At 37.0% G+C, this 26,643-nt stretch carries 25 protein-coding genes; 12 read left to right on the top strand and 13 right to left on the bottom strand.

Annotated features, from left to right (window positions below; all coding sequences use genetic code 11):
• Positions 1-14: 14 nt before the first annotated feature.
• The 3 genes from QRY57_RS06265 to QRY57_RS06255 are packed head-to-tail and all read right to left on the bottom strand — an operon-like array spanning position 15 to position 4,274.
• On the bottom strand, positions 15-1,457 hold the full coding sequence (locus tag QRY57_RS06265) for an aldehyde dehydrogenase family protein (RefSeq protein ID WP_286016930.1): 1,443 nt from the start codon (positions 1,455-1,457) through the stop codon (positions 15-17).
• A gap of 23 nt (positions 1,458-1,480) precedes the next feature.
• Positions 1,481-2,809: a 4-aminobutyrate--2-oxoglutarate transaminase gene (gene gabT / locus QRY57_RS06260; protein ID WP_286016929.1), complete on the bottom strand. Its 1,329-nt coding sequence runs from the start codon at positions 2,807-2,809 to the stop codon at positions 1,481-1,483.
• Between the two features lie 16 nt (positions 2,810-2,825).
• The gene (locus QRY57_RS06255) at positions 2,826-4,274 is read right to left on the bottom strand and encodes an amino acid permease (RefSeq protein ID WP_432804063.1); all 1,449 of its coding nucleotides are present in this window, start codon (positions 4,272-4,274) and stop codon (positions 2,826-2,828) included.
• A gap of 547 nt (positions 4,275-4,821) precedes the next feature.
• Here QRY57_RS06255 and QRY57_RS06250 point away from each other — a divergent pair.
• Together QRY57_RS06250 and QRY57_RS27285 are read left to right on the top strand one after the other, a co-directional pair.
• The gene (locus tag QRY57_RS06250) at positions 4,822-4,968 is read left to right on the top strand and encodes a YflJ family protein (RefSeq protein ID WP_081810963.1); all 147 of its coding nucleotides are present in this window, start codon (positions 4,822-4,824) and stop codon (positions 4,966-4,968) included.
• A 224-nt stretch (positions 4,969-5,192) separates the two neighbouring features.
• A complete protein-coding gene (locus tag QRY57_RS27285) occupies positions 5,193-5,252 on the top strand; it encodes a hypothetical protein (protein ID WP_490715736.1) in 60 nt (19 codons plus the stop codon).
• A 781-nt stretch (positions 5,253-6,033) separates the two neighbouring features.
• Here QRY57_RS27285 and QRY57_RS06245 read toward each other — a convergent pair.
• A complete protein-coding gene (locus tag QRY57_RS06245; RefSeq protein WP_286016928.1) occupies positions 6,034-7,569 on the bottom strand; it encodes a thiol-activated cytolysin family protein in 1,536 nt (511 codons plus the stop codon).
• A 556-nt stretch (positions 7,570-8,125) separates the two neighbouring features.
• On the opposite strand from QRY57_RS06245, the gene QRY57_RS06240 reads away from it, so the two are divergent.
• On the top strand, positions 8,126-8,653 hold the full coding sequence (locus tag QRY57_RS06240; protein WP_432804062.1) for a DinB family protein: 528 nt from the start codon (positions 8,126-8,128) through the stop codon (positions 8,651-8,653).
• Between the two features lie 355 nt (positions 8,654-9,008).
• Here the strand turns inward: QRY57_RS06240 and QRY57_RS06235 are convergent, their stop codons facing one another.
• Complete coding sequence (locus tag QRY57_RS06235) at positions 9,009-9,143, bottom strand: hypothetical protein (RefSeq protein ID WP_286016926.1); 135 nt, start codon at positions 9,141-9,143, stop codon at positions 9,009-9,011.
• A gap of 573 nt (positions 9,144-9,716) precedes the next feature.
• Positions 9,717-9,923, bottom strand: coding sequence for a hypothetical protein (locus tag QRY57_RS06230; protein ID WP_286016925.1), 207 nt, complete (start codon positions 9,921-9,923; stop codon positions 9,717-9,719).
• Positions 9,924-10,418: 495 nt separating this feature from the next.
• Here QRY57_RS06230 and QRY57_RS06225 point away from each other — a divergent pair, with 495 nt between their 5' ends.
• Positions 10,419-10,973 carry a hypothetical protein gene (locus QRY57_RS06225; protein ID WP_286017947.1) on the top strand — a complete coding sequence of 185 codons (555 nt, stop codon included), beginning with the start codon at positions 10,419-10,421 and terminating at the stop codon, positions 10,971-10,973.
• 408 nt (positions 10,974-11,381) lie between these two features.
• Here the strand turns inward: QRY57_RS06225 and QRY57_RS06220 are convergent, their stop codons facing one another.
• Complete coding sequence (locus QRY57_RS06220; RefSeq protein WP_286017811.1) at positions 11,382-12,041, bottom strand: lipoprotein BA_5634 family protein; 660 nt, start codon at positions 12,039-12,041, stop codon at positions 11,382-11,384.
• Positions 12,042-12,542: 501 nt separating this feature from the next.
• On the opposite strand from QRY57_RS06220, the gene QRY57_RS06215 reads away from it, so the two are divergent.
• The 6 genes from QRY57_RS06215 to QRY57_RS06190 all read left to right on the top strand — a co-directional run bounded on the left by QRY57_RS06215 (position 12,543) and on the right by QRY57_RS06190 (position 19,092).
• Positions 12,543-13,076: a sigma-70 family RNA polymerase sigma factor gene (locus QRY57_RS06215; protein ID WP_286016924.1), complete on the top strand. Its 534-nt coding sequence runs from the start codon at positions 12,543-12,545 to the stop codon at positions 13,074-13,076.
• Between the two features lie 3 nt (positions 13,077-13,079).
• Complete coding sequence (locus QRY57_RS06210; protein WP_286016923.1) at positions 13,080-13,505, top strand: PadR family transcriptional regulator; 426 nt, start codon at positions 13,080-13,082, stop codon at positions 13,503-13,505.
• A complete protein-coding gene (locus tag QRY57_RS06205) occupies positions 13,492-14,769 on the top strand; it encodes an FtsW/RodA/SpoVE family cell cycle protein (RefSeq protein ID WP_286016922.1) in 1,278 nt (425 codons plus the stop codon). The genes QRY57_RS06210 and QRY57_RS06205 overlap by 14 nt, the downstream gene beginning before the upstream one ends.
• Positions 14,770-15,336: 567 nt before the next feature.
• Positions 15,337-16,884: a spore germination protein gene (locus QRY57_RS06200; protein ID WP_286016921.1), complete on the top strand. Its 1,548-nt coding sequence runs from the start codon at positions 15,337-15,339 to the stop codon at positions 16,882-16,884.
• A gap of 4 nt (positions 16,885-16,888) precedes the next feature.
• Entirely contained in the window at positions 16,889-17,992 is a 1,104-nt protein-coding gene (locus tag QRY57_RS06195) for a GerAB/ArcD/ProY family transporter (RefSeq protein WP_286016920.1), read from the top strand.
• Positions 17,989-19,092, top strand: a complete 1,104-nt coding sequence (locus QRY57_RS06190; RefSeq protein WP_286016919.1) for a Ger(x)C family spore germination protein — start codon at positions 17,989-17,991, stop codon at positions 19,090-19,092. The genes QRY57_RS06195 and QRY57_RS06190 overlap by 4 nt, the downstream gene beginning before the upstream one ends.
• Positions 19,093-19,305: 213 nt before the next feature.
• Here the strand turns inward: QRY57_RS06190 and QRY57_RS06185 are convergent, their stop codons facing one another.
• On the bottom strand, positions 19,306-20,355 hold the full coding sequence (locus tag QRY57_RS06185) for a M42 family metallopeptidase (RefSeq protein ID WP_286016918.1): 1,050 nt from the start codon (positions 20,353-20,355) through the stop codon (positions 19,306-19,308).
• Between the two features lie 161 nt (positions 20,356-20,516).
• Between QRY57_RS06185 and QRY57_RS06180 the strand changes: the two genes are divergently transcribed.
• The gene (locus QRY57_RS06180) at positions 20,517-20,693 is read left to right on the top strand and encodes a hypothetical protein (RefSeq protein WP_286016917.1); all 177 of its coding nucleotides are present in this window, start codon (positions 20,517-20,519) and stop codon (positions 20,691-20,693) included.
• A gap of 148 nt (positions 20,694-20,841) precedes the next feature.
• Here the strand turns inward: QRY57_RS06180 and QRY57_RS06175 are convergent, their stop codons facing one another.
• The 4 genes from QRY57_RS06175 to QRY57_RS06160 all read right to left on the bottom strand — a co-directional run bounded on the left by QRY57_RS06175 (position 20,842) and on the right by QRY57_RS06160 (position 24,136).
• Positions 20,842-21,168 carry a nucleoside triphosphate pyrophosphohydrolase gene (locus tag QRY57_RS06175; RefSeq protein ID WP_286016916.1) on the bottom strand — a complete coding sequence of 109 codons (327 nt, stop codon included), beginning with the start codon at positions 21,166-21,168 and terminating at the stop codon, positions 20,842-20,844.
• Between the two features lie 56 nt (positions 21,169-21,224).
• A complete protein-coding gene (locus QRY57_RS06170; RefSeq protein ID WP_286016915.1) occupies positions 21,225-21,548 on the bottom strand; it encodes a YjcN family protein in 324 nt (107 codons plus the stop codon).
• 61 nt (positions 21,549-21,609) lie between these two features.
• Entirely contained in the window at positions 21,610-22,398 is a 789-nt protein-coding gene (locus QRY57_RS06165; protein ID WP_286016914.1) for an enoyl-CoA hydratase, read from the bottom strand.
• A 268-nt stretch (positions 22,399-22,666) separates the two neighbouring features.
• Positions 22,667-24,136, bottom strand: a complete 1,470-nt coding sequence (locus tag QRY57_RS06160; RefSeq protein ID WP_286016913.1) for a SulP family inorganic anion transporter — start codon at positions 24,134-24,136, stop codon at positions 22,667-22,669.
• A 205-nt stretch (positions 24,137-24,341) separates the two neighbouring features.
• On the opposite strand from QRY57_RS06160, the gene QRY57_RS06155 reads away from it, so the two are divergent.
• Positions 24,342-24,812 carry a hypothetical protein gene (locus QRY57_RS06155; RefSeq protein WP_026590717.1) on the top strand — a complete coding sequence of 157 codons (471 nt, stop codon included), beginning with the start codon at positions 24,342-24,344 and terminating at the stop codon, positions 24,810-24,812.
• 35 nt (positions 24,813-24,847) lie between these two features.
• Here QRY57_RS06155 and QRY57_RS06150 read toward each other — a convergent pair whose 3' ends face one another.
• The gene (locus QRY57_RS06150) at positions 24,848-26,404 is read right to left on the bottom strand and encodes a fatty acid--CoA ligase (protein WP_286016912.1); all 1,557 of its coding nucleotides are present in this window, start codon (positions 26,402-26,404) and stop codon (positions 24,848-24,850) included.
• Positions 26,405-26,643 lie beyond the last annotated feature (239 nt).

Below are 26,643 nucleotides of genomic sequence, written 5' to 3'. Positions count from 1 at the left end.
CCCCATTTTATAACTTATACTTGATCGATATATACTGTCTTCACTCTTGTATAAAATTCTGCAGCTGTTTTTCCTTGTTCACGCGGTCCCGCACTCGAATTTTTCATACCACCAAACGGAACTTGTGGCTCTGCTCCTGCTGTTTCTGAATTGACATGGACCATACCAACTTCCATATCATCAATAAACTGCTGGGCTAAGCTGAGATTATTTGTACAAACAGATGCGCTCAGTCCGTATTCTGTATCATTCGCTAAATGAATCGCTTCTTGATAATTGTTCACCTTAAACAAACAGATAACAGGACCGAAGATTTCTTCTTTCGCAATTCGTGCATCTTGCGGTACGTCTTCAAAAATAGTCGACAGGACATAATATCCTTGTTTTAACTCATCTTCTTCTGGTACGCTACCGCCGCAAAGTAAAGAAGCTTCTTTCTTTCCTACTTCAATCATCGATAACACAGATTGCTGTTGATTTTCAGATACACACGGACCCATAAATGTATCCTGTTTTAATGGATTTCCAACTTTTAGAACCTTTGTACGTAACAGGAGCTCATTTCGAAATTCCTCATAAATCTCATCTTCAATAATCACTCTGCTTGTCGCTGTGCATTTTTGCCCTGTTGACATAAATGCACCTCTGACCGTAATATCGACTGCCTTCTGGATATCAGCATCTTTTAATACGACTAATGGGTTTTTTCCTCCCATTTCTAACTGCACTTTCTTTCCGCTTGCAATCGCCGTTTGCTGAATATTTTTTCCGACGCCATTCGAACCTGTAAAAGAAATTGCCTTTATATCAGGGTTTTCTGTTAATTCCGCTCCAACGACTGAACCTTTCCCAAATACACAATTGATCACCCCAGCAGGAATTCCTGCCTCGTGAAAAGCATTCACAAGATGATACACGGATTTCGGCGTAATTTCAGCCGGCTTTATGACAACCGTATTTCCATAAATCAGTGCCGGCGCCATTTTCCATACTGGAATCGCAATTGGGAAATTCCACGGCGTAATGAGTCCGACTGGTCCAACCGCGACGCGCTTACTATAGAGCATTGTTTTCGGATTTACAGAAGGGATCATTTCCCCTACTGGCTGATTTGCTTCCCCCGCATAGTATTCCAAAATGCTGATTGCTCGCTTCGTCTCGCCGATTCCTTCCGCAAGCGTCTTTCCTTCTTCGCTTGTTAAATCTTGACCGATTTCAGTAACTCTCTCCTTTAATATCGCTGCTGCTTTCCATAAATAACTTGCCCGCTCTTGGAATGATAGCCCTTGCCAATGTTGAAAAGCTTCTTTCGCTGATGCAATAGCCGCCCTAGTATCATCTGCCGAGCTTAATGGAAATTCTCCTAATACTTCTCCATTATGCGGGTTATAGTTTTTCGAATATTGATTTGTAGATGGCTCTCTCCACTGGCCATTTATATAATTGAAAAACTGCATTCTTCTACCTCCATCATTGTTTCTTATTTTGATAGATTCGCAATCGCACTTTCAAGAATCGCAAGCCCTTCCTCAAGTTGTTCATCTGTAATAACAAGGGGCGGTAAGAAACGAAGGACATTTCCATAAATTCCAGCGCTTATTGTGATTACACCTTTGTTATGCGTTTCTTGCATAATCGCTTTTACTTCTTCTGTTGCTGGCTCTTTCGTATTGCGATCTTTGACAAGTTCAATCGCCGTCATAGCCCCAAGGCCTCTCACATCTCCAATACATTCATATTTCTCCTTCCAGCTATGGAACACTTCCATCATACGGCTACCGATGACTTCAGCACGTTTTACTAACTGCTCTTCTTCAATTACATCTAAAACAGCGAGTGCAGCTGCGCAAGCAACCGGACTTCCTGAAAAAGTACCACCAAGTTGTCCCGGCCCAGGAGCATCCATCAATTCCGCTCTTCCTGTTACTGCGCTAAGCGGCATCCCTGCAGCAATGGATTTGGAAAATGTCATTAAATCAGGAGCTACGCCAAAATGATCCATCGCAAACAAACTTCCTGTACGAGCAAAGCCCGTTTGAATTTCATCAGCAATCATGATAATTCCATATTTATCACAAAGGTTTCTAACGCCTTGTATAAACGTAGCACTTGGAACGATAAATCCACCTTCACCTTGAAGCGGTTCCAAAATGATGGCAGCAATATTATCACTCGCTACTTCCTCTAACATAAAACGTTCGAAATACGCTAAAATTCGCTCATCTACTTCTTCTTTCGTCATGCCGTCTTCTGCGCGGTAATAATACGGATAAGGCAGCTTGTATACATCTGATGCAAACGGGCCAAATCCATGCTTATAAGGTTTTACTTTACTCGTAAGCGACATCGTCAGAAGTGTACGTCCGTGATATGCACGTTCAAACGAAACGATGGCACTGCGCCCAGTCGCTTTCCTAGCGATTTTCACAGCATTTTCTATCGCTTCCGCCCCGCTATTAGCAAACATTGTTTTTTTCTTAAAATCTCCTGGCGTTAATTCATTCAATCTCTCAGCTAGTTCAATATAGCTTTCATACGGCGCTACATGAAAACAACTGTGAATAGAAGATTCCACTTGGCTTTGAATGGCTTGTACGACCTTCGGATGACAATGCCCAACATTTTGCATACCAATCCCGCCTGCAAAATCTATTAATTCATTGCCATCTACATCCGTAATGATTGCTCCTTTTGCCGACCCTACATATAACTGCGTAATATTATAAGGCCCCCCAGGCACCGCATTGTTTCTTCTCTCATGTAGACTATTAGATTTTGTCGTTACAATATTTTGCTTTTCTTTTAACATGGAACATACCCCTTTCTTACTCCTTCTCTAAACTAACTTTCGAATCTTGTATAATCGTAAAATCTTCGCTTATCGGTACTCGTTTATTTCTATCTCTTAAGAAATAAATTGCAATAACGATAGCAGTCGCTAACATCGTCATATAAAATTGCATTCTCATATCCTCTATAAACGCTTGTGCAACAAATATCGTAATAATCATCGCAAGTGTTGCATATGTGAGGTAAGGGAATAACCACATTTTTACCTTTAGTTGCCCCGGGTCTTCTCTTTCAGCTTTTCTTCTTAATCGAATATGTGAAACGGCAACGAACATATACATCAGCATTGTAACGCCGCCTGAGCTATTCGCTAAAAAAGCAAATAACTTATCAGGTGATATGAACTTGAGCATAGCGCAAATGAATGCAAATACGATACTTGCATAGATCGCCCAAACGGGTGTCCCTCTACTGTTTAACTTTGAAAAAATAAAAGGAGCGTCTCCCTTTTTCGCAAGTGAAAATAACATACGAGAACTCGTGTATATTCCGGAATTCATAACCGAAAGGAGCGATAGAAACACAACCCCATTCATAATTTCTGCAGCAGCAGGGATTCCTGCCATCTGAAATAAACTTGCATATGGTAGTTTCAATAATTCTGCATTGTTCCACGGCATAAAAATGACCAAAATCGTTACAGACCCTACAAAGAAAATCATAAGACGCCATACAACACTGTTAATCGCTCTTATTACATTTTTCTCTGGATTGTCAGACTCTCCGGCCGCAATCGCTGCTACTTCACTCCCCGATAAGGAGAAAGAAATAAATACAACACTGAGCAATACAGGCATAATCCCTTTTGGAAAAAAGCCCCCGTTTTCAGAGATCATCGAAAGGTCTGGTCTATCTACGTTAGGAACAAGTCCAAAAATCATTGCAATTCCTAACACTAAAAATGCAAGAATCGCTACAACTTTAATAAACGCTAACCAATATTCAAACTCTCCATATAACTTCACTGAATAAACATTTGTCATTGTCATAAGGATAATCACGAACAAACTCGCTATCCATGTTGGTATGGAAGGAAACCAATTATTGATCATCACGCCTAACAATACCGCTTCAATTGCGATAATGATGAGCCAATTGAACCAATATAACCAACCGATTGTGTACCCTGCCCAAGGTCCAATTGCCTTATGTGCATATGTTGAGAATGAACCACTATCAGGGTTTACCGCAGCCATCTCCCCGAGCATCCGCATCACAAGTACAACCATTAAAGCGCCAATGATATAGGACAAAATGGCAGCTGGACCTGTTGATTGAATAATTGTCCCACTTCCTACAAATAAGCCTCCCCCGATAACCCCGCCAATCGAAATCATTGTTATATGCCTGGTTTTTAAGTCTTTTTGTAATTCCTTTTTTTCTTTCACCAAAAAGATCACCAACCTATAAGTATTTATTTTCATAAATCCTTTTCTTAAAGTGAACATACATAAGATCGAAACATCGCCCATGATTGATAACGCTTTCTCAAAATCCTCCTATAAGGTGAAACTTTAATCAGCGGGCGGGTTCTTCATCCCCACTGATTATTAATTGAACGAATCGGACCTTTATGGGCAATTATCCTCCATCTATCTTCCTCATTTCTCTCTGAATCTTGAGGCGTGGGGTCTTACTGCCCGTTAAGACGAGATAAATAGAAACAATAAAAAGAGCCAGAAAAACAATGTAAAGAATTACATTGGATTTTACTGTCTCTATCCTTATGGCTCGTCTTCCTGCTAAGGAAGTTCAAGTGGAAAGAAGCCAATCATCCTCGATTAAATTGAACGAAATCATATCCGGGCATGCAGAGAGGCTAATCACTGTCATCCGATAATAAGCTAATAATAATACAAATAGACTGAATATTCAACATTTATTTTAAATTCAGTCATTCGCTATAAAAAAACGAAATTTATAAATTCCAAAACATATACTATTTAAAAGTAAAAAAAGGAAGTGATTTCCATGTATTACGGAACAAAAGGATGGTACGTAGCCGAACTTAAAAAAATAGGCGTTCGTTATTATGAAGGAAGAAAATTAGAAAGCTATCGTGCCCATGTTTTACGCAATTTATTAGCTGCAAAACAAGAAGAACTCAAAGGTAAGTAATCTATTATGATTCATCGATAAAACGATATCGACTGTTCTTTCGAATATATAAGGTAGCACCGCATACCCATCAAACTAAGATTATATAAGTTTAATTTCATGTGAGATTTTTTCTTCCTTTTCAACATAAAAGATGCAGCTACGAAAAAACCAATTACTGACCTTGAAACATATCTAGATGCAATTAAAAATACCTTCATGTACATCCAGCCGATACCAAGACTATGAGACCTGAAGCTATGTTCCATACAGAATTTCCAACTAGCGGCACTTATAAAATATAGGGACAATTCCAACATAAAGGTAAGGTATCTACAGTACCGTATGTAATTACTATTCCTTAACAACAATCAATACAAATAATAAAAAAATCGCTTCAGATAGCGATTTTTTTATTATTTACTTTTATCTTATTTAAGAGCAGTTAGTATCTTCGGAAAAACCAGTGAAACATATATTCTTTCATAAAGCTTTTAATAAGAATATAAGGTCTAATCCTTGTTGAATATAGAATTAGTCCCTATGTTTACTTCATATAATGTTTTGTTATGTAATCCTGACATGATTAGAACATTCTTAATGGAACATTTTGTTATTTCCATTAAAATGGAATAAAAAGGAGATGATTATACTGAAAATCTTTTTCTATTTCTTACTCATCCTGTTATTTCTTGTGGTTGATTACTATTGCTTAGATATGGATAGCAAAAGATGGGGATGGTTTAAAAATAGAAGTAAAAAGCAAAAAACAATCTTTTTTACTCTTGTTCTTCTCTTAACTTTCATAGGATACATACTTCTTGATGCTAAATACTTTCTTTCATAAGCTAAAAGAACCAATTTTTCTTTCGGGCTCAATGGCTCATAGCACTCACTTCCCGTTCCCCTAATACTACTGATTATGGGAACGGAAATTCCCTTCAGTACTTCTGAAAGGGATATTAAAGGTTTTACAATACTTTATGTTATTGACACTCTCCCCCCTAAAGGAGCAAGTTGGAAAACCAGTGGGATTCTTGCAACCAATTAAAAAAGCGCCCTATAAACAGGGCGCTTCACTTTTACCTAATGACTAATATTAGCCGATGGGTATAATGTTGTTCCTCCAATTGAAACTTTTATTTCATTTGTTAATGGAACATTTTGTTCATTAATAATTGTTCTCCACCATTCCCATGCAAGACCTGTACATTCTCTTGCTACGACTTTTACATTTTTTGAATTCGGCGGAAGTGGTATGACTGTATTGAAATGAGCAGTTCTGTCTCTGCCGTTTCCTTCCCAGGTTTTATGGGTTAGTACTTCTTTACCATTTTTATCATATGAGAATTCATCCCAAGATACATCAAATTGAGCAACATATCCACCAGTATGATCAAGCGTCATTTTAGCACGAGAATATTCTGTAGTTGTAGTCTCAATATAATCTGTATTGTTATGAACAGCAGCAGTTGCGTTATCTTTTAAGAAAGTGCTTGTATATGAAATTGGGTATGCTGGATTTTTAGAACTTAATTCTGCATTATCTTTAATGATATTTCGGATTTCATTAAAATCTTTTGTAACAACTTTGTTATGCTCTTTTGCATCTCCACCTAATACTACAGCGGTAAAGGTACTGTCTTCAAAAATATCTTTGTACTGTCCACTCGCTTCAACGCCTTGCCCCTTAATTAAGGCTTTAAAAGCAGTTTGTACATCTTTGCTCTTAGATGATGTTTCTAATTTCACATAAACTGTTCTACCATAAGCTACATTTGACACCATAACAGGCGGAGCCGTATTACTTACCCCTTTACGAGTTAACTCTGGAAAAGTAACGCTATTATCAAAAAGGTCGGATGGATTGTTAGGTAGTTCTGCACTTACGGTATAGAATATTTGCTTATATGCCGCAACCATCACTTTTTTCTCTCCATCTGCAATCGCTTTAAAATCAATGTTCAGTGCATTGTCAAGATATTTAGCGTTAACATTAAGAGCACTTGCTATTTGAGATTTACTATACACCATAGATTCTGTATACTGCATTCTTGCAGGTAACGTATGTGTTTTTGAATACTTTTCATTCCAAGTAGATACTAATTCATCTACTGCTCCAGACACATTACCATATGTAGGATTTTGGACAGTCATTGTATTGTCTTTTCTCATGCCAGGTAAGTCTATACTAATATTCAAAGGTTTTCTCTTAGCTACTAACAAACTAGGTTGATTATCTGCAAAAGCTTTATTTGCAAGTTGTACTGCTCCTGGATAAGTACGATTAGCCACAGAATCAATAATTGAAATATCCACTGGTGAAGTTGTAAGTGATTTTTTCTCGCGTTCAACTACTACAAATTTACCATTTGAATTTGTACTTTCTTTCGGAACAAAACTCTGTACTTTATCACCATTTACTGCTAAAACCTCTTGATTATTATACTTTAGATTTGCTATGCCAGTATCAATACCACTAGCATTTTTTGTTACATCAGCTGTACCTGTTTTTGTTTCCGCGAAGGAGATAGATGAATAATTAATAGTGCATAAACCAACTGCTAAACATGCTAGAAATTTTATTCCTTTGTTTCTTTTTGTAATTTTCAAAAAAATCAACTTCTTCCTTTTTTTCTCGTATTAAGGTATGATCATTATTTATAAATAATTGCTAACTAGTAAACTTACATAAATGCTTTTAAAAGTTCTTGAACGAATGGAATTACTCCACCTACAAATTTTAAAATTGGCATTACGATTGTCATGTTATTGCCTCCTCTTTTGTTGTTGCTAAGATGTGACTTATTCTTTATAATTTTATTATAGTAAGCGCTTACATTTATAGCAATATATTTTCATATGCAATATTGCATATCTGAGTAAGATCAACGAAATCTCACATTTCTCATTAAGGCATGTATTTGTATAGCACCACATCGCTATCAATCTCACATTTTGAAGTGCCCCCAAAACGAGAAAATTGGCATCTCTGGGTGAAATGTACTTTAGTTCATCTCGATACCTTTATCTTGAGCTTTCGATAATATACTCGGAATAGCAATAGAGTTACTCCATGAAAGGGCCAGATTACGGAATACGGGAAGAATATTTTGATTTAAAAGAAGGAAACATCCCTTTTTAATAGAATGTAAACATTTTAATTAAGAGGAGGTTGATGTTGTTGGAGAGACGAGCTTTACTGGTATCTTCATTACCACAGTATGAAGAAGAGATTGGCAGATGGCTATGGTGTCTAGAGGATGTTCGACGTACTCTTATAACTGAATTAACTGGCATCAGCCAAAGCTTAATTGATCAAAAATTAGGCGAAAGACAATCAATTGGGACACTTTTGTATCACATTGCATTGATTGAGGCAGATTGGTTATATGTAGAAGTACTTGGAACCGATTGGGATCCTGAAATTAGCGCATTATTTCCTTTAGAACATCGAACTGACGGCAATTTAACTCACTTTGAGGGAGAAAGTATAGAGGAACATTTTTACCGCCTTAATAAGGTACGTGAAGTATTTCTTTCCCACTTTCGTTCAATGGACTTAATCGATTGGCGTAAACCGAGAGTACTTGAACATTATGACGTCACACCTGAGTGGGTTGTTTACCATTTGATTGAACATGAATCGCATCATAGAGGTCAAATTTTTCAAATTCTTCGGGAATTACGAAATGATAAGTGTTAAAGAGGAGGAACTATAATCCATCTTGAATTAACGGAATGGCTTTAGTTAGTTATTACATCAATAAATGATGTTTAAGAAACAATAGATAAATCAAGTGGTCTAGTTATTTCATTATTTTATCACGTTATTTGCGGGCAGTAAGCCTCCCAACCTCAAAATTCGGCTAAGGCATTGTCCAGTTCCAGTGGTTAAAATGTTCGGTGGCTTCGCTTCTTCCCCCCTCACATTCTGGACGAGCCACTTCCACTTTTCTTTAAGAAGTTAGGTGGGAGATAAACTGCCCGTAAAAGCCCGATTGATGAGGGCTAATAATCAGTGGGGGATGAAGAAAATCCCCACTGATTACAGTTTCACTTTATTGCATCACCATAGAAACTGCTTTTTCACCATTTTCATGAAATCGTCTTACAAAATGAATTTTTCCTTGTTTGTCAGCAAAAGCGATATTGCCATTTTCCAGGATGTTTCGTTTGTTCCAAACCCTGTCCATGCCTCATTTGATGAGATTTGTGCGTACTACCCCATACCCATCAACTTAAGAAAAGTAAACACCCCCAAAACGAAAAAAACAGCCGACTTCTCAAAATAACTAACTATAGAGAAAGAAAATTTTCATTTGGGGGGTACTTCAAAATTTTAGCTTGATGGCCATGGGATACCGCCAGCATTTTGGAAAAAAACTACGCTAAGACCATGCAAGATTTTATACAATTTTTCAGCTAATCTAGTAACAAGTGATAATCCTAAAACCCACGCTAGGATAGGAATGTATAAAAGAGTGAACAGAGTCATAGAAAAAGAAAAAGGCGGATTCCTTGTAAGAGTATGGATCCGCGTTGTCCTTGCTACCGATAACGAATTTTACGTTAACTAGCTATTGGTTTGGAATAAAGTTTAATCAGAAATGTTTTACAAACCCTTATTTGATAAGAGACAAAAGGAATCTATTTTGAAAAAAGATTGATCAAAACGGATTTCTACTTTGTGAAGCACTATAAAATTTTTATAAAAAAGTTTGATTAAAACTTATATAGAAGTATCATTTTTAGATACATAAAATATTTTATACTTTGCGCTCTTTAAAAAAGTTAGACGCAATACAACAAACTATTCCAGTAATAAAAACACTGAAGGAAAATATCTTATTGGTACCTTCAAACGAATTAATTCCATCAAATCCATTAATTCCATTGAGCATTACAAGTCCCCAAAATATAAAAATTAATCCAAAAACAGACAATATTCTTCTTATTTGTGGACGATTTCTCATAACCCCCCCACCTTTCATATTAATAAGAAAATTTTACCATAATTTTAATTGTTAATTCCTAGTTTTGGGGATAATATTTCAAGTAATGATTAGATTATTCCGGTTCATCTTTTTTATAAATGGTTAAACTTTTTTAAAAACGGTGCGACTTTTTTATAAACAGTAAAACTTTGTTTATAATCCATACTAGCATTTCTTGTGGAGGCTAGCTTTTTTATTAGCAAAGATGAGATTTCACTTTTGGAAACTGTCTTAGCGTATAAAATCCGCGTTTTTCCATCAGTCTCCATGCCTATCAAACTAGTAATTTCAAGTATCCCCAAAACGAAAATTTTATTATTTTACAGTAATTTATGAATGTAAACTTTGATAAATTTAAGACTGAATATTTCTAATAACGAAACAAATGTTTTTATAAATTCTAAACATCTCCTTTTTTATAAAAAATGGTACATTTGAGGTGTGAGTTACAAAACTATTAAAGAGGGATTTTTTATGTTCAAGAAATTAGTAGTCGGAGCATTAGCAACAGGTATTGCATTAACTGAGGGGATTGGTGCAGCATCAGCTGATACAGTAAAACCTATTTCAGATAGAATTAAAAGTATAGTTGAAAATACAAATGAAGTCGAAAGACCATTTGTACCAAATTTTTCTGATAAAAATAATCTTATTGGAGAAAAAGCAGCTGCAGCATTTAATTGGGGATATTCCGGTAGTTATAATTTTTCTACATCAATTCAAATGCAAAAAACTGTATCTGTAGCAGACAACGGAACTATTGGAGTAGCTATTCAAAACAATAAAAATTTTAATTTTAAATTTGTAGTAAAAAGTTTATCATCAGGAAACACGGTAACCCTTAATGTAACAGAAGGGCCAATGAGTGGTGGCGATTATGTTTATAATTACTTTGATCCTATGAAAGCAGGAAACTATGTTGTAACTCTAGTAAATACAGATGGTTCATGGCTTGGCTTGGATGGTAATTACTTGAATTTATTTATTTTTGAACAGGCTTTTCAAAAAAGAAAAGTCTGTTCTTTTTAATTATGAACGTCCCTTTGTTTTGGAGATGCTGATTTAGAGGGTCCGCATCGCTATCAAGCTAAGAAATAAAAATACCTCCAAAACGAGAAAATTGACATCTTCATGTGAAAATGTACAATTTTTTTGTTTTGGGGTGTTATAAAATTCTTAAGTTGATGGTCATGTAAGGTGATCCCTAATAAATAAAAAGAATTATGTACGATACAGTATTGAATGGCTTCATCATATTGTCCTGTTTGTGAAAGAGCACGTTTAACATGTGAAGTATTCGATAAAATTATACCAATGCTATTGATAATCATAAGTTCTTGTTCTGTACAATGATTAAAATGAATGAAGGTTTCTCGTAAAGTTTATTTTCGTAGTATAAGAGCTTGTTTAACTTTGCAACAGCCCCCCCTTTTTATGTTAATAGTTAATCTTTTTATTAGCTTTTACTCTTATTGTTTCTACTTCTGGATATGATTTTTCTACAACTCCTATATCTGGAATATTACCCATTAAAGTGTTTTTAATATCAAAACGCAATATACTAAAAGTATTTTCTTTTAATAACAGCTCTTTATAAATAGAATCATCAACAATTATTAATTTAGATTGTATTTTTTGTCCCTGTCCAACGCCGATTCCTAAATCATCTCCTCCTTTTGTCACAGGAATAATTTGAGTTCCAATCTGTATCTCTTCACTAGAAATATCTTTTCCATATACCACACCTTTTTCTTTGGTGATGGATGGCAAAGATTGGATAGGTTCTGTAACACGTGGACGTATTGTTTTTTGTAACATCTGTTCTTTTAGTAGTTTCTCAGCTGTAGTTTTATTTAAAACTCGTACTGATCCAGTATTTTCACAGGATGTTTCATCTTTATCTTTAAATTCAGAACCACACAACTGTTTTTCTTTATACTGTGTAGATGAACTTAATTTAGACTTATATTCTTCTGTTACTTTTTCTACTTGTTGTTGATCCCCAGATACAAGCAGTACATTTGGCAACGCTTGATAGAAACAATACCCTGCTCCTATTATTAATAAAATACTACAAAAAAATAAAAACTTTTTCATCAATCAAAATTCCTCCGTCTTATTAGTGTTTTGCGACTTTACATGTTTGAGGAAAACATGTAAAGTCGCAAAATAATAAAAATTATATCGTTTATATATAATATTTATTTTTTCTTTAAGGGGTATTTTGAATTATAAATAGCATTTCTTAATAAATACTGATCAGCTTTCTTAATTTTTTCTTAAGAAAGCCGAAAGTTATTATATAAAGATTCATAAATTTCCATATCATCAACTCCTGTTTATCCCAATAGAGTAAACCCTATTGATACAAGGATTTCTACCCTAACGTTGTAAATCCGCATAATCTTGATGCTACCCAATACCCATCAAGCTAAAAACTCAAAACTACCCTAAAACGAAAATGTTGTAGAAGTTGCTCAGTTCTATTGTTTTGCAGCACAGCAGTTTATTTTGTTAGGTTAATTGCTATATTTGCAAATAAAAGGAAACCAAGCTCCTTTGTGAATCGTCTAATTATATGGAAAGGGGTTTGGAAGGATGGAAGAAGCTGTTGCAAATGTACTCATGTCCGATAACCATGAAGCTGTCATCAGTCAAGCTATGGAATTGCATGGACAAGCTCTACTGGAATTGGTGTACTCATATGTACAAAATCGGGAACTTGCGGAGGATTTAACACAGGAGATATTTATAAAATGCTACCAAAAACTGCATCAGTATAATGGAAAAGCAAAATTTAAAACGTGGCTTTGGCAAATTGCTATTAACCATTGCAGAGATTACCTGAAAAGCTGGTATAACAGAAATATTGTTATATCAGAAGAGCATGCTGGCGCAGCTGCCAGTACGAGAGAAGCGGTAGAAAACGAGGTTGTCACCAAAGACGAGCAGGAGTACCTTGCTCAGGCCGTCATGAGCTTGTCTGCTCCCTATAGGGAAGCCATTTATCTTCATTACTATGAGGAGCTCTCTATTAAGGAAATATCTTACGTGACAGGGTTGAATCAAAATACTGTGAAAACCCGGCTGAAGCGGGCAAGGGTTCTATTAAAAGAAAGTCTGGAGGGATGAGGTATGGAAGAGCGTCTCAAGCATTTGAAAAAAGCCATGAAGCAGCATGCATTCAATCAGATTACCTTCTCAGAACAGCAACGGAAACAAATTCAACAAAAAATAAACCAAATAAGCGAGAAGGCAGAGAAAGACATACTAATTGCCGTACTGCAGCTGCTTACACAGGAGAAAACAGGGTTTGAGTTACATACACTTTTACGCGCCAGAGGTATTGCGACATTTGAAAATAATGAGGGCAGTCTGTATATGCTGCTGCATCATTTAGAGCAAAAAGGACAGTTGCAGGCCCGTTGGACAGAAATAGAAGGCAAATATTACTCCCTTACACGCAAAGGGACCAAGTTGCTGCAAACAGCTGAAAAAGCAAATGTCGGCGCTACGCTGCAAAAACTACTGGAAGGGTGGTCGCTACATGAACAGTTATAAGGACAGTTTTTTGAAAATGGTGCTGCAGCATATTAAGTCTAAGGAGGCAAAGGACTTTGTCCGAATGGAACTGGTTTATCATTTATCTCGGTCCAAGGCACAACTGCTGGCAAAAGGGATGTCGGAAGCGGAAGCTGAGGAAAGGGCTGTCCGGCAAATGGGGAATCCCATTGAGCTTGGCAAACATTTTAACAAGCTGCATCGGCCTAAGACAGACTGGATGCTAATTAGTTTGTGCGTATTGGCGTTTGCGATGGGACTGCTACCACTTTTGAACGTACAGGGGGTATATGCAGGCATAGGTCTAGTTTCACGGCGGATCATGCATATCGCCCTTGCCTTGACTGTAGCTATTGTGATGATGCTGGTGGACTACCGAAAGTTGGAGCGGTACAGCTGGTGGTTCCTTGGCATTGGACTAGGGATTCTTGTTGTGCTGGCCTATTTTCCTAGCACAACGATAAGGGGACAGCCTTACATGTATATTCCTGGTGTTGGTACTATTTCCAGCGATGCTGTCTTGCCCTTCCTTTGTCTATTTTGGGCATCCTACTTTGCCAAAAACAATGTGAAGTTATGGGCGGTTGCTTCTATCTATCTGGTCACTGTGTATTATTATGTATTTCTGCCGAATCTGACAGCAGCTATGATTTACAGTGTTGTTGTGCTTATCATGTTCCTCGGTAGCAGTATAGAACGGAGGCTGATGTATACAACGGTTGCTGCCGCCTGTGGATTGGGTATCATTGCCGCTTTTCCTTTTTTGCTGCACAGTGCCCCTTATCAAAAGGAGCGCATCTTTGCCTTTTTGTATCCGGAAGCACATGCACAAGGGGGCGGTTTTATGTATCTGAAAATTAAAGAATTAATGGCTGCAGGAGGCTGGTTTGGTACCTCTTCTTACTCCGGATATATACCGGCAACGGCTGGGGAACTTGTTTTGGTGAACATTGCCCACTACTATGGCTGGATTGTGACAGGCTTGCTTGTCGCTGTGCTGATTCTTCTTCTGCTGCGGATGACAGCTGTGCTCCGGCAGACAAAAACAAGCTTTGGCAGACAGCTGCTGATTGGAGTTCTTACTCTGTTCGCTGTCCAGTATCTGTACAACATTGGCATGATCGCAGGATTTTTCCCGTTAACATCTATAACCTTGCCGTTTGTCAGCTATGGCTTTACTTCTGCCATATTGGATGCTTTTCTGTTCGGTATCGGGCTGAGCGTTTGCCGCTGTAGACACCTTGTACCGGTTACAAGCAAATAACGACAGCAACCCTGCGCACACCGTACGCAGGGCCTTTCTTCAACTGATCTTCTCCTTCGCTTTTTGCCGGAAGAAGCTCTTCATGGCGTTGAACACGTCGAATTTTTGCTTGAGAATATAATAGCGCAATTTTTCGTCGTGAATATTTTTATAGGAGTCCCGCCCCATCACCATCAAGCTAAGAAAAGCAAATACCCTAGAACGAGAAAAGTGACTATAGCATTTTCATGATGTATGAAACAATGAAAGCTACTTTCTATCGGTTTTTATGAAGCTGATAGAGAGTAGCTTTTCTATTTGGGTTATTGAAGAAAAAGACGAACAGGCATATTTAAACTCAAAAATGCTACACACGTCATGTGAGGAACAGGTGGCGGTATGATTCCTAAAAAAAATTATAGAAGATTATTATAAAAAAGGATGATAAGCATAGGATCGGTATATTTGTTTATCCCGCATTAACGGGCAGTAATAATTCTGGCGTCCCCTCTCTATTTATTAGGATATTTTTTCTTAATATATACATACTAAACGTACTATAGAAAGCACGTAGAAAGTGAGGGAGTCATGGCTAAATTTCTGAAGCGGTTAAAATATAGAGGCAACTCTAAGTCATTTTCAATACGAGACAATACTCATTTTCAGGAAAAAAATATCGTAGACTCCCTCTTAGATGCTGATTTATCGAAAAACATAGCTGATATTCAGAATGTATTTCGTCAAGCACCTGATTTAGTGATTCGTCGATTTCAAATGAAAGCTGATGGATTAGAGGCAGCTTTAGTGTATTTGTCTGGATTAACAGATAAACAATTGATTCAAAATCACGTTCTAAATCCTTTGATGAATAGTGTTTTTGATACGAATACGGAGCTCCCAATTACATTAGGACATATTAAAATTATTAATACATGGAGTCAGATTGAAAATGCTATTTTTGGAGGAGATAGTGTTTTATTAATACATGGCCGAACAACAGCGCATCAATTGGATACGAAAGGATGGCCACAAAGAAATATTGAAGATGCTCATAACGAAATAGCCCTAAAAGGTGCGCATCAAGCATTTGTAGAAACTGGAAGTCAAAATATCGCAATGATTCGAAGATATATTCCTCATCGCGAATTAACGATAAAAGAAATAATAATTGGTATACGAAGCAAAACGAGGATTTCTATTTTATATTTGAAAGATGTAGCTTCTGACGATGTGCTAAAGGAATTAGAAACACGGATTCAAGATATTACGGTCGACGCTGTTGAGAGTACTGGTGAACTTATCGAATTTATTGAAGATAACCCGTACTCACCGTTTCCGCAATTTATATTAACTGAAAGACCCGATGTGGCTGTATCTCATATTCTTCAGGGAAGATTTGTGGTTGTTGTGGATCATTCCCCAAGTGTATTAATTGCTCCGACAAATTTTATATCTTTTTTTCAAGGAATTGATGATTACGGGACACGTTGGTTAGTTGCCTCGTCTATTCGTATACTTCGTTTCTTGGCTTTTATGATTGCTCTATTTTTGCCTGCGAGTTATGTTGCGTTTATTTCCTTTAATTTTGAAGTTATTCCTGTAGAGCTTTATTTATCTATTGCAGAATCAAGAACACGCGTACCCTTTTCTCCAGTTATAGAAGCATTACTTATGGAAATGACATTGGAAGCGATGAGAGAAGGGGCTTTACGGCTGCCTACCCCGATCGGTCAGACAGTTGGAATTGTAGGTGGAATTATTATTGGACAGGCGGCTGTTCAGGCAGGAATCGTCAGCAACATTATGATTATCGTTGTTGCTATTACAGCCATCGCTTCTTTTATTATCCCTAATTATGATATGGGAGCAGCAGTCAGACTTTTACGCTTTCCAATGATGCTATCAGCTGCCTTATTTGGAATTGTAGGACTTGTTATCGGGTGGATGACATTAATTGCCCATCTCATCAGTCTTGAATCGCTAGGAACTTCTTATGGAACTCCGTTAGCACCGTTTCGCTTTGCAGATATGAAGGATGCTTTTATACGCTTTCCTCTATGGGCAATGAGAAGTCGTCCTAAGGGTACGGGGGCCACTCAATCTATTCGACAAGGAAAAAACCATAATAAAAGGTGAAACTATGAAAAAGTATGCCTATAATGACATCACTCTTATGCAGTATATTTTTTTAATCAATGGAATGCAGGTGGCCACTGGAGTTTTATCTCTCCCACGATTGCTTGCCGAAAAAGCTGGAACAGATGGATGGATAGCTATACTTATCGGCTGGGTATTCTCCACAATATCAGGTGTTTTTATAGTGAAAACAGCTGCAAGGTATCCCAAGGACACACTTTACGACATTCTTATACGATTATTTGGAAAAATAGTAGGGAAAGCAATCGTTGTTATTTACATGATATACTTCGCTTTTTATTCTTGTACCATTCTTGTGAACGCCATGCTTTATCTTAAGGGATGGCTTCTTCCGAAAACGCCTGACTATCTCGTTATCTTTTTGTTTTCGATTCCTACCTTTCTTGTTGTACGCAACGGTCTTCATATTATAGGGCGGTACTCTGAACTTACTTTTTATATGATGCTTTGGCTCCCGCTGTTTTTTTTGATACCGCTAAAAGAGAGCGGAAGCCTGCTGCCTTTCTTTCCGCTCTTAAAAGAAGGATGGAAACCTGTATTAACAGCTGTACCGACCACTATTTTTGCTTATTTAGGGTTTGATATTGCGTTCTTTTTATATCCCTTTTTACAAAAAAAACAGTATGCAGTCCATGGAATGGTTATTGCAAACACTTTAACGATGTTATTTTATTTATTTGCTACTATTGTTTGCTTTGCTTATTTTAGCCCTGATAGCATTACAGAATTTAACCAGCCGGTACTAAATTTGCTTAAAGTAATTGAATTTCGTTTTTTAGAACGTTTTGACATGATTTTATTAGCTGTTTACTTAACCGTTGTTTCCACAGCCTGGATTCCTTGCATATACTGCGCTGTATTTTGTTCTAGCCAATTACTTGGGAAGCAAGATCACACCTCTCATGTCGTTGTTCTATTATTGTTCATTATCGGCTTCGTATTTTGGACTCGTCCTAGTTGGAATCAATCCGAAACTTTGCAACAGGCAGTATCGAATGCTGGATTAGGATTGACGTATATATCACCTATCATTTTATGGATGTATAGCTGGGTATATGAGAAGTCTCGCGAGGGGGGGATACATTGAAAAGAAAGGTATTATGTTGTATTTTGTTCTCGGTGTTCATGATGACTGGATGCTTTGATCAAACAAATGTTGAAGATGTTTCCCTTACTCTTATCCTTGGTATCGATTTAGATCGTAATAATAATTTATTGGTGTACATGTCAAGTCCTGTTTTTAATAAAGAAACAAAGGTAAAAGAAGAAACTACTGGTGTGAGGTCTGTTACGGTTCGAAATTCTAGAGAGCAATTTGACGCTACGGTTATGGCGCTAACCTCGGGAAGTAAAACACAGGTTATTTTAGTTGGAAAACGGCTAATGAAACGAAAAAACTGGGAAAAGTACCTCGACCCATTTTACCGAGACCCCAAAAATACAGTTACCACAAGGGTTGTTGCTGTAGATGGATCTGTTTCAGATGTCATCTTTTATAACCCAAAAGATAAGCCGCGGCTTCCTTTATATTTAGCAAAACTAGTTGATACGGCCTATTTAAGAAATATCGCAGTAAAAACAACTCTTCAAAAATTACATGAACAAATAGCAGACAAAGGGATAACAGCAAGTATTACTGAGATGAAAAAAAAGAATAAAATATGGGTAACAGGTACAGCTTTATTGGATGAAAAAGGAAGTTATAAATTAACGCTAAAATCCGATGAAAACAAACTATTACGCATTTTGCAGCAAGAAACGAAAGGTGAATTTCCATTTACAATTGCAATTAGATTAAAGTCAGATAGCCAGGATAAAGATTGGATAAGCTTTAGTGCCCAAAATATTAAAGTAAAGACAAAGGTAAGATATGATAATCATTTTATATTTAGTATAGATGTAAAGATGAGAATCGGCATTACAGAACGGCTTTTTTCGTTCAATACAAGAAAGGACGCAGAAAAATTACAAAAGGCGATTGAAACTAAGCTGGAAGCTGATTTCAAACAATTAATAAAGAAAGTACAAGCTGCCAAAATCGACCCGATTGGGCTTGGGGTATATGCGAGAACTTACACATATCCAGAATGGAAAAAAATCAAAAATAAATGGAATAATGAATTAGCAAAGGGCGATGTAAACGTCAAGGTAAATGTAAAAATAGGTGGGATGGGAACGATTAAGTAACATGAGTTCACCTGAGATTCATACCAAAATTACAAGCCGCTTCAATTTTAAGAAGGTAAATTTCTTTAATAGCTGTGCAACTCCACATGTAGTATGTAAGGAGATTGCCTCATAGGTTATTTACACATTGTAGATAAGAAATATTTAACGCTTATTCCAACAACATTCACCATATAAAAAGAGGTTACCCTGGTACCAGATAACCTCTTTTTATTATTCACCAATCAACTCCGACATCACATAAGTAAACACAAGCGCCTCCGTATGTGCAATTGAACTCTCATGCGTACGCTCAAATGCATGAGAAGAATCAATTCCTGCTCCAATTAGCGCGTGTTTCACATCAAAACCTGCACGGATTGCCGCAGATGCATCTGATCCGTAGTATGGATAGATATCTACTTTATATTCAATATTGTTTGCTTTTGCAAGTTCCACTAAATGTTTACGTAAACCGTAATGGTATGGACCACTAGAATCTTTTGCACAGATGGATACTGTATATTCATCTGATGCCTGCCCGTCTCCAAGCGCTCCCATATCAACCGCTAAATATTCAACTGTTTCTTCTGGAATGTTAGAGTTACCGCCATAACCAATTTCTTCATTATTAGAGATTAAGAAATGTGTTGTATATGGCAATGTAATATTTTCATCTTGTAATCTTTTCATTAATTTTAGTAGGATTGCAACACTTACTTTATCGTCTAGATGACGTGATTTTATGTAGCCGCTCTCTGTAATTTGAACGCGTGGGTCAAATGAGACGAAGTCCCCAACCTCGATTCCTAGTTCACGAACTTCCTCCGCTGAAGATACGCGCTCATCAATGCGGACTTCAATATTTTTTTCATCGCGTTTTGCTTCACCTGCATCTTTATAGACATGCACAGATGTTTGGTGCATCAAAATTGTACCAGTATATGTTTTTCCGCTCGCTGTTTCAATTTCACAATATTCTCCTTCAACAGAGTTCCAGCGAAATCCTCCGATCATCGATAAGCTAAGACGACCATCAGATTTAATTTCTTTTACCATTGCACCTAATGTATCAACGTGAGCAGTTAGTAAGCGGTGTTGCTCATCGTTATTTCCTTTTACCGTCAAAATAAGTGCACCTTTATTATTACGCTTCGTTTCTACATTCCATTCTTTTACGTAGTTTTCAATAAAGTTAATGATTTTTCCTGTGTTTCCAGATGGACTTGGAATAGAAACAAGTTGTTTAATTAATTCCATCGTTTCTCTTGCGTGATGTGCCAATGTAGTTCCCCCTCACTTTTTTCTAATATTCAGTATACCGAAATTATTGCCAAATCTCTACTTATAATGATGGAGATTTCTGTATATTTCATTTTTGAAATTACATAATTATGGTAAAATATTCTTTCATATCATATAAATATTAAAGGGGATTCATTGGAATGAAATTAACGAAAAAACATGTAGAAATTGCATTAATCTGGTTTTTATCATCTTTGCTTTGTTTACAGGTTTCTTATACTCTGCATACATCTACTGCGATTACAATTGGATGGGGGCTAACAGGAATACTTTTTATCATTAGCCTTTTTGTAACGAAAACAAAACTAGCAAAATAACAAAAAGCTCAACCTTTCTAGAAAAGGATGAGCTTTTCATCTATATATAGCTATTAATTATCTTAACTACTTATCCTTCTTTTCTACTAGCTTGCTGAAAAAATCATGTGAAAGTCAATTTTAGTATGTTGTATAACTCTCTACCAAACTACTCCTCCAAAACATCCAGCAAATAAATTCCTCTCTCAAATCCACCGAGTTCTTCTTCTTTTTGCTTACGAATACGTTCAATATCTTCAAATGTCGCCCCTTCTGTACGCGCGAGTGAGAGGATGATTTCTAATGCGTCCGCAAGTGAATCTAATGCATGTTCACGTTCTTTCATTGAAGCAAATTCACGAATTTCTTCCGTTCCAATTTTCGCTAATGCTTCTATGTATGCTTGCCCTGTTAATTTTTTTGAAGTATATGTTTTTCCAGACATTAAAATCTTTTCTGGAACGAGATCTCTAACTAATTTATTATAAGTTGACATAGTTCTACCCCCACCAAAATATCATACTTATACTATAGCATATCTTCTTTCCATATTTAGTAGCATCCTAGCTCTGCTTGGTAGAAAAACCATTTCTTTTTCACACACGCACTAATCATATCAATCCCTGTTCCATGAGCTTGTACATGCGGAAAGAAGTAATGGTCCGGTTCGTTATTTTCTGTTCCATACAATGTTTGATAAGCTGCAGGAAGTGCCTCTTTTTCTATATTTCGTTCCTTCGTAATTTCTCCTCCTATAGCAACCTTTGGATGCCCTTCAAAAAATAACGCCGTACGAACAGCAAGCGTTGGTGTGCTATGTAGAGCAAAATAGATTAGTATAAATAAACCGATAATATATATAACTTTTCTTTTCATTTTTTCCCTCGTTATTTAAAAAAGTGCTAACACTTAGGATTGTGTTAACACTTTCTCTTTTTTATTCCCCTTTAAACGCAGGCAGACGCTTTTCTAAAAATGCAGCAATTCCCTCTCTATGATCAGCCGTTTTTCTCATTGCATATTGTCCACGTTTTTCAAGCTGAAGCGTTTGTTCTAAGCTTGAACGATTGACTTCACATAGAATTTGTTTCGTTTGGATCATGGATTTAATTGGTTTTTGAAGCCACTCATTGATCTTTTGTTTTACAGCCCCTTGGAAGTTTTCTCCGACAACTTCGTCAATTAATCCACACTCTAACGCTTCTGTTGCTGATAACTTTTTACCTTCCCAAATGATTTGTTTTGCCATGTTTTCACCGAGGCGTTTTTGTAAGAAGAAATGCCCCCCGCCATCTGGTATTAAAGCGATTCCAATAAAATTCATCGCAATGATAGATGAAATGTCTGCTACTACATAATCTGCTGTTAAAGCAATACTCAATCCAAGCCCTGCAGTTGGGCCATGAATTGCGCTGATCACAAGTTTTGGCATTGTATATAACGTTACGACAATTTCTGAAATAGTGTTCATAATACTTTCAAAACGACTTTCATCATTACTAGAAAGCATAGATTTAATATCTCCACCCGCAGAAAAACCACGTCCATTGCCGCATAGTACGACAATATGAACGTTACTTTCAGCTACTTCTTTCAATTTTGCTAATAATTCTTTGAGCGTAGGTTCATCTAGCGCATTTAATACCTCTGGACGATTCATCATAATCGTTGCTACTCGTCCTTCATATTTCACAACTACAGACTCTGCTTTACTTTTTACTTCCATTATATATCCCTCTTTCCTACTTAAAAGATTATATTTATATAATTAAAGAAAAGAGGTGTAAAACCCTTCTTTTTTCGTAATTTTCTGTCTAATATTCTCGAAAATTTACGAATTCCCTATTATTAATGAAAGAAAACAATCTCTTTTTCTAAAATATACTACTGAGTTCCAACAATTTTAGCGATATATTGTTGATTTGAAAGCAGGTTAAGAAATCAAAAAATAGCATCCAATCATATGGATGCTATTTTTCATCATTACAATGCTACTATGCTTTCACCATCTTCAGCTTTTCTCTTTGTTCATCATTTGCCAAATTGAGCAGCGTCTTTTCAACGTGTGGTTGCAGGTGCTCAAGCGTTACACTTGTCCCCATTTTCTCCGTGTGATCAACAAAGTTCAATAGTGCCATCGCTCCTGAAGCATCCATATAGTGCACATCATTCAAACGTAATATCAAATGAGATTTCACTTCTTGTAACGAAGAGAAAATACGATCAACAGATAAGAAGGAAAGCGGCCCCTGAATCATATACATTTCCCCTTCTCCTTTTATAATAGAAGCTTTTCGTTTCTTGCATTGCACCATATATAAAATGAAGGAAAGTAGTATACCAAACGCAACAGCAATCATTAAATCAAACTTCACTGTAACTACCATCGTGAACAGCATCACAATAACATCACCTTTTGGCGCTACATGCATCTTTTTCATACTATCCCAATCAAACATGCCGATGCCTGTTAAAATTAAAATACCTGATAATACCGCAAGTGGAATATATTGCACAACTGCACCGAGTCCCATAATGAAAATAAATAAAACTACGCTATGCACACAAGCAGACAATGCTGTTTTCCCACCACTTCGTATATTCACAATGGACCTTACAGTTGCTCCTGCCCCTGCCAATCCGCCAAACATTCCACTAACGATATTACCTATTCCCTGTCCAATCAACTCTTTATTACTTTTATGCCGCGTGCCTGTTACATTATCCATCACAACGGATGTTAATAATGAGTCAATTGATCCTAATAACGCAATACTCAGTGCCGGTAAAATCATTTCCAGTACAACCGCTCCACTAAAAGATGTCAAATGAAGTGACGGCATTGCTTCTGGAATGGCTCCAATCTTTTCAATCATCTCGTTTAATGGTATCGCTCCCACAACAGGTAATTGAATCGTAAGCCCCTGTAATACATGAGAAAATAACGGCAGTGTTGCCGTAACCCCAACTAGTGCAATTAAGCTCGATGGAATTGCTTTTATCCACTTCCCTGCAACAAGCATAACGAGAATTGTTAGCAAAACAAGTAAAAAGCTATTCTTTACATGCTTCATTTCTCCTAAAATAATCAGAAGTGCAATTCCATTCATAAATCCCGAAACTACAGAATATGGAATATAACGGATATACGAACCGAGCTTGCATATACCAAATAAAATTTGAAATATCCCTGCCATCATAAATGCGATAAAGCTCGCTTCTAATCCGTGAGTCGCGATCACTCCTGTCGCAATCACTGTAATCGGGCCTGTAGGACCTGTTACTTGTCCGGCTGTTCCGCCAAACAATGCAGCAAATAACCCAGCAAAAATGGCGCCGTATAATCCGACTAACGCACCTTCAGACGTTCCTGTTGCAGCAATCCCAAATGCAATCGCAAGCGGCAATGCAACAATTGCAACAGTAAAACCTGATAAACACTCTTTCGCTATTCTTTGAATCATAAAAAAATCACCTCGATATAATGTCCACGTTCCATTGTAGCGTGGACAAAGCACATTCGTCAGCGCCTTTTAGAATAAACTCTTGACAGTATCGTGAAGTAATCGCCTTCATTTTTCAAATCCCCTTCTCGCTAACGCTTTAGAAAACAATTCCCCTATGCTATAATGAACGGATTAAATCTTTTACTATATATTTGGAGGCACTATGCTAACTTTTGAAGAAAAATTATCGATTATCGAATCTTTCCCAGAGTTGGAAAGAAAGAACGTATCATTAAAACGTGTGAACTTTCATTTTGAAGAAAGTCGCTTAGACAAAAAGAACGTTGTATATCATTTACACCCAAACGGTAACGGATTCGTATACGCAGGCGGCATTAGCGGTTATAAAACAGATGATAAAGGCATGGTTAACATCCGTGAGTTCTCAGCAGAAGAACTACGCTCATTAATCCAAAAATCCATTGACCTTCTATCTCAAGAACAAGAAGAAGTAGTAGCACAAGCTGCACCTGCTAAAGAAGAAGAGTGGCGCAATGAAGACGGCCATATTCTTACTCTTATCCAAGAAGACGATATGTGGAATGTGTACGCCGGCAGTAACTTAGACGGTACATTTAACTCTTATCCAGAAGCTGCAGAATACCTTGATGAAGAAGGTTTCTCGCGTAAATAATAAAAATGCCTTTCCAAATTGGAAAGGCATTTTTATTATTTTTTAGCACCTTTTAACGATTCTCTAAGTACAAATTTCTGCAGCTTTCCGCTCGCATTACGAGGCAGTTCATCTGCAAATATGTAGTGACGCGGACGTTTATAGTCAGCTAATTCATCACTTTCTTTACAATAACTTTCTAAATCCGCTTCCGTAATATGTTCATCTTTTTTCACCACTACCGCAACAATACGTTCGCCCCATAGTTCATCTGGTTCACCAAGTACAGCAACATCTAGTACGCTAGGATGACTATGCAGAAAGTCTTCAATTTCACGCGGATAAATATTTACCCCACCACTTATCACCATATCGTCAACACGATCTGCTACATATAAATAACCATCTTTATCAAAATAACCAAGATCGCCCGAATGGTACCAACCTTTATACATAGACTTTGCGTTCGCTTCTTCACGATTATGATATCCTGCCATCATGGTTGGTCCACGTGAAATAATTTCTCCCACTTCATACGGTGGTAACACGTCATCCGGTTCTGCCGGGCCCTCTTCGCTGGGTTTTACAATTCGAATTTCGTGACTAAAGCAAGGAGTTCCAGCTGAACCGGCTTTCGTAATTTGATCTTCTTCTACTAAGAATGCAATAACCGGCCCCATCTCTGTCATTCCATAAATTTGGACAAGATCAATATGTAGACGCTCTTTACATTCTTTTACGAGCGCTGGCGCCATCGCAGCTCCCCCATATATTCCAATTTTCATCGAACGCAATTCATATTGTGATAAATCCTCTTGTAACATCATATTCCACATCGTTGGTGCAGCAAAGAATGTCGTGATTTTTTCTTTTTCAATTGTATGTAGTACCGTCTTTGTATCAAATTGATGTAAAATAATATTTTTCCCACCAACTTGAATTCTTGGTATAATACCAGCATTTAATTCACCGCAATGATATAACGGTGCTACTACAAGCCCAATACTATCACGGTTATATTTTAAGAAATACGTGCAAATCATGCTATGTTCAGCCATGTCACGATGTCGATGTAACACCCCTTTTGGATGACCTGTTGTACCACTTGTATAGAGCATAGAGCAATAATCTGTTTCCTCAACGACAATATCCGCCGGCTCAGATGAAGCAGCATCTACCTTTTCATGATACGAAGCAGCGTATGAAGGCACATCATCTTCTATATACAAAAAAGAACTGTTTGGGAAATCTCGTTCAATGGCAGCAACTGTCTTTTCAACAGCTTTTTCAAATACGACAACTTTGGAGGACGCATCTTGGAGAATATAAGTTACTTCTTTTGCTTTTAAACGGAAATTAATTGGATTGAAAATCGCTCCAATTTTAGCGCAAGCAAGGTAAACGTTTACAAATTCATGGCAGTTATATAAATAAACTGATACAGTATCCCCTTTTTTCACACCTTCTGCAAGCAGAGCATGCGCTGTTTTATTGACCTGTTCATCCCACTCTTTATATGTCCAGCGGATATTCTTTTCAGGTTCCACTAACGCTTCTTTATTTGCATATTTCCCTACAGATAACTCAAAAATCCTCCCAATCGTCATATACATGTCAAAATATGCCCCCTTTTAACTTTCATAAATCTATCATTTCGTCTATAAGTAGACATTTCCTCTACATTTTTACCTTCTTTTTCTGATCATTCTCGACATTGTTTTACAAACATATCCCAGTTTGATTTGCAGGCACCCAAGCCGCGGCTATGAAGGCAAAAAGTGATATCCACTCAGTTTCTCCTTTTGTTTTAACATGGCATAGGGCGAAAAAAGGCACTGGCCGTTTAAAGACC

Source organism: Bacillus arachidis (assembly GCF_030285945.1).
Lineage (GTDB): Bacteria > Bacillota > Bacilli > Bacillales > Bacillaceae_G > Bacillus_A > Bacillus_A arachidis.
The sequence above is the reverse complement of the archived record's forward strand: the minus strand, read 5'-3'. Positions and strand labels throughout refer to the sequence as shown.